At 68.0% G+C, this 3,931-nt stretch carries 5 protein-coding genes; all 5 read left to right on the plus strand.

From position 1 onward, the window contains the following. Nucleotides 1-147 precede the first annotated feature (147 nt). Nucleotides 148-801 (plus strand): hypothetical protein, encoded by a 654-nt coding sequence (locus QH270_RS27060; protein ID WP_067641746.1) that lies wholly within the window; start codon nt 148-150, stop codon nt 799-801. Continuing rightward, nucleotides 798-1,325, plus strand: coding sequence for a hypothetical protein (locus QH270_RS27065; protein ID WP_067641744.1), 528 nt, complete (start codon nt 798-800; stop codon nt 1,323-1,325). Before QH270_RS27060 ends, QH270_RS27065 begins: the two co-directional genes overlap by 4 nt. A gap of 227 nt (nt 1,326-1,552) precedes the next feature. After that, nucleotides 1,553-2,350 carry a hypothetical protein gene (locus QH270_RS27070; RefSeq protein ID WP_280346876.1) on the plus strand — a complete coding sequence of 266 codons (798 nt, stop codon included), beginning with the start codon at nt 1,553-1,555 and terminating at the stop codon, nt 2,348-2,350. Beyond that, nucleotides 2,319-3,221: a hypothetical protein gene (locus QH270_RS27075; RefSeq protein WP_280346877.1), complete on the plus strand. Its 903-nt coding sequence runs from the start codon at nt 2,319-2,321 to the stop codon at nt 3,219-3,221. The genes QH270_RS27070 and QH270_RS27075 overlap by 32 nt, the downstream gene beginning before the upstream one ends. 71 nt (nt 3,222-3,292) lie before the next feature. Further along, nucleotides 3,293-3,931: hypothetical protein (locus QH270_RS27080; RefSeq protein ID WP_280346878.1), on the plus strand; the 639-nt coding region annotated here is incomplete at its 3' end.

Genomic DNA, 3,931 nt, shown 5'->3' on the forward strand with positions numbered 1-3,931 from the left:
GGGATCGGTGCCGCGATCGCCGCCACCGGCATCGAGGACAGCTACGGCATCGCAGACGGCGACCTGTTCGACCTTCCGCCTCCTGGCGAGGTTGCGCACCCACAGCTCGAACCAGATTTCTGACCGATCGCTCCGAAGGAAAACGCGATGACCACCCACCCCCGTACCTGTGCCGCGGCGACACCGACCACCCCCGAAGACATGGTCCGCGCCCGGGCAACTGAACTACAGGCCTTCGCCACAACCGGCGAATTCGACAGCCTCGCAACCGAATACGGCTTCACTACCAGTGACTTGTCGGACCGATACATCCAAGCCTTGCTCGATCTCGCCGGGATCGATTACGACGGTCTGCGCCAATCCGAAATCCTCTGGGCCACATCAGGTGCCAACCTCGTGCGCAAGGCCGCGACCGGACCGGCGCTGACGGTGTGGTCGGCGGCGACCCTGGACGCGTTCACCGTGTGCGGTGCCTCCGGTCGCATGATCTGGCACGAAACCTTCGGCGTTGAGATGGTCGACGGGGTAGAGGCGGCCACCCTCTCGGCGGAGAAGGCGATCGAGTTGGCCGCGCACGCCCTGGCTGAGTGGGGTGGCGACGCTGGGGTCTTGCGGCTGAATCTGGCGCGTAGCCGCGGCCTGGACTTTGCGCGGCTCCACCGCATCGCTACGACTGCGAGCCTGGTCCTCGACATCGCGACCGTCCCGGTGCGCAACCCCGCCGCCGAGCAATGCACCTGGCCCGACGAAGTCCGGTGGCGCACCGTCGACCTGCACGAACTCTGGGACGCTGCGTCATGAAACCCGTCGCGTTCCCCAGCGTCGCCCTCGTCGTGCTGGCGGCGGTGAGTGGGTGTTCGTCCGCTCATGCGCCGGTGGTCGAACCGGGCTGTCGCGCCGAGGCGTTCCCGCCACCGCACACCGAGGTTGCGCCCTGTTCGGCGTCTGCGGTTCTCCAGGTCGCGGTGACCATGCTGTATCGGCTGGATCCGGTTGCTGGGGTGGACGCACGGTCGGCGTTCGAGGCCGCGCGGCCGCTGATGCGCGCCACATATGCGACAGACGCCCGGATCGGGGAGTCGTTGTGGGCGCCGATTACCCCCGAGGCGTGGGGGGACTGGGTCGATTCCAGGGTGCCGCTGCGCACCGAGGTCGCTGTGACCGGCGATACCCCTGTGCCTGATACCGCGACCTCGTCGAGCCGGGTCTTCACTGTCGCCCTCACCTCGGCCGCCAGGACACCGATCGAGTTTTCGGTGTCCGCGCGGGCGACTCGCGCGGGGGCCGAACGTGCATGGTTGGTCGCCGAAATGCGGGTGTTGTGATGAACGGGGATCCGGTCGAAGAAGGTGGGCAAGCGGTCCGGCAGGGGTTTCTGCAGGCGTTGCAGACCGCGCACACCACCAACGCGTTGTTCCGCAGCAGGGGCGGGGAATCGCGCTCACGCGCGGAGTCCGATCAGAGACTCGCGAACGAAGCGGCCAAGAACCAACGGTCGTGGATCGAGCACCAGGCCCGCCTCGGCAACCTGGGAACCGAGCAACAACTGGCCATGGTCAAGATCGCCGAGGTCCGCGCCCGCATCGACAACGCCGCCAAGATCACCGAGGTCGACCTCCGCCACAAAGAGGGCCAGATCGTCAGGGCTGAAACAGATTTGGCGCGCCGCGAGCTCGACGGTGAGCTGTCCCGGCAGCAGAGCAGCGAGGTCCATGCCGCACGCATCGCTGGCTACACCAACCGCGAAGCCCGCGAGGTGGCGTTGCACGAGCTCGATGTCGAGCTCAAGGAGCTGATGATCGAGATCCGCCGCCGCGCGGCCGGATTCACCGACACCCTGCACCACTTCGATGAACGCACCGGCGCCGCCAAGGCCGCAGCGGCCCAGTTCGCCGCCGCAGATGCCGCCCGCGACCTGTCTCCGGATGCCGAAGCCGCGCGCCGGGCCTATGAAGAGCGGTTCACCGATGACACCGGCCTGGACTCCGAAGACTTCTTCACCGACAACGCCGCGAATCGGTCCCCACGCAGACCGCGCGGCGTCGACGACGTGGGCGGGCTAGCGGCCGATCTGACCATGGACGCGCACTTGCACCACGAGTTCGGTTACCTCGCGGGCTATCTCGCTCCGACCACCGCCCCGGCCGCTGAGGCGATTATCGACGCGGAGGTCGTCGAGGACGGTGAATGGATCGAGGCTGCGGTTTCGGCGACGGCGGTTCACGACGTCGATCCCACCGCTGCTGATCCTGGCTTGACCAGTGGCGGAGCAGAACCCCCGTCTGGTCGCGTCCCCGGCACCGAGCTCGAAGTGTGGCGTGGCGATCTCGATGTGGGACGGGGCCGGTGAGATGTTCGAGCCGAATCCGGTGCAGGCCAAGCTGCTCAAGGCCGTGCAGAACCTGGCCAGCGACAACCAGCACCTGATCGACCAATCCCGCACCGTCGGCAGCCAGGGCTTGTCACCGATGGCGTTGGCGCATCTGGATATCGGGCGCCGCACCAGGGAAAACCTGGAAGCGATCGCCACCGCGGTCGGGGTGCCGAAATCGGTGATCGACTACACCCGCGCCTGCGGGGAACGCGGACACCGCTGGGCACCCGGCCAACCATTGTTGAGCACCGAAGCGATCGACCGCGACACCCTCCTGCGCGGGCACCGGCGAGCAGTCGCTGAACTACAGACGATGGCCGGCGTCGGGGCCGCTGCCGCGCGACAGGGCGACCTATCGCGTGCCGGGTTCGCCGCATTCCGCCGCGTCATGGGCGTGAGCTGGCAACAGGTCGGCGCGGTCGGGCACACCCTGGGCTTGACCACGGTCGAACAGCAACACGCGTGGGAACCCACCCCCAGGGCGTGGACCGAGCAGGTCGCGCACGCCCTGTCGAAGCTCGACCGGGCGGAGTTGTCGGCGCGGTGGCAGGCCGTCATCGACACCGACTTCGCCACGGTGTCGATGCCGGTGATGGTGCTGCAAGCCGCCGGAATCACTCCCGACGACATCAACCGCCAGCTGCCCGTCCTGCCCGACCGGATGGTCGAGCTCGCCGCAGCCGCCCTCGGGGCTAATCCCACGGAGCGGGTAGTCGGCGGCGTTGATATCGACGCCGCGATCGAGGCCACCGGCGCCGGTGCCCACACCGAACACGACCCCACCGATCCCCGACCGGGCCCGACCCCGGATCAACACGCCGGGCCCGAGATCGGGCCGGGGCCGTGAACCGCCGCGCACGGTCCAGGCCGTTCCGGGAGCACTGAACACACAGTCGAACAACAGGATTGGAGAAACCGGTGAGTCATCCCCTCTCGGGTGCTGAGGATCTGCCGTCGTGGCAGCTTCGCCTACTCGAACGCATCCAGAACACCAGCTACGACCACTACCGCACCTTGTTCCACGGGTCCCCGCAGTACTCGCCCGCCCACGGTCCGAGCGTTCAGCTCGAGACGTGGCGGTCCCACCTGAGGGCGTTGGACGACGAGCGCGGTGAGATCGAGTTACACGCCCACGCCCGCGGGGTCCCGCAACGGATGATCGACTACGCCACCGAAACCGGCGCCAGAGGCGCACGCTGGGGCGATACCCCCGAAACAGCATCACTGACGTCGGCCCCGCCGGGGGTGGATCCGGCACGCCTGTACCTGCTCGACCAGCTCGCCGAGGACGTGTGGCGGTTGGAACACACTGCCCTGGTCCGCGCGGAGTACCTGCATCGTGTGCACACGGGTGGGTTGCCGGACAGCGAGCCAGCAGAACGCCAACTCCACGACAACATGGCGGCGCTGTGGCGGCGTGCGACCGGGACCGCGGCACTGATCAACGTCCAACCCGGCGAGGCCGAGCAACTGTGGGGCCGCAGCCCCGGCGCCTGGCAACAGCTGGCGGAGCTGACCGCGGCCTCCTACACCGATGCCGAACTGCGGCAACGGTTC

Origin of the sequence: Nocardia neocaledoniensis (assembly GCF_029868625.1) — a bacterium.
In the GTDB taxonomy this organism is placed as follows: Bacteria; Actinomycetota; Actinomycetes; order Mycobacteriales; family Mycobacteriaceae; genus Nocardia; species Nocardia neocaledoniensis_A.

What these genes read in the sequence shown, in the direction of transcription:
- QH270_RS27070 (WP_280346876.1), top strand. Translation starts at nt 1,553, where the DNA reads ATGGTCAAGATCGCCGAGGTCCGCGCCCGCATCGACAACGCCGCCAAG.
- QH270_RS27060 (WP_067641746.1), top strand. Translation starts at nt 148, where the DNA reads ATGACCACCCACCCCCGTACCTGTGCCGCGGCGACACCGACCACCCCC.
- QH270_RS27065 (WP_067641744.1), top strand. Translation starts at nt 798, where the DNA reads ATGAAACCCGTCGCGTTCCCCAGCGTCGCCCTCGTCGTGCTGGCGGCG.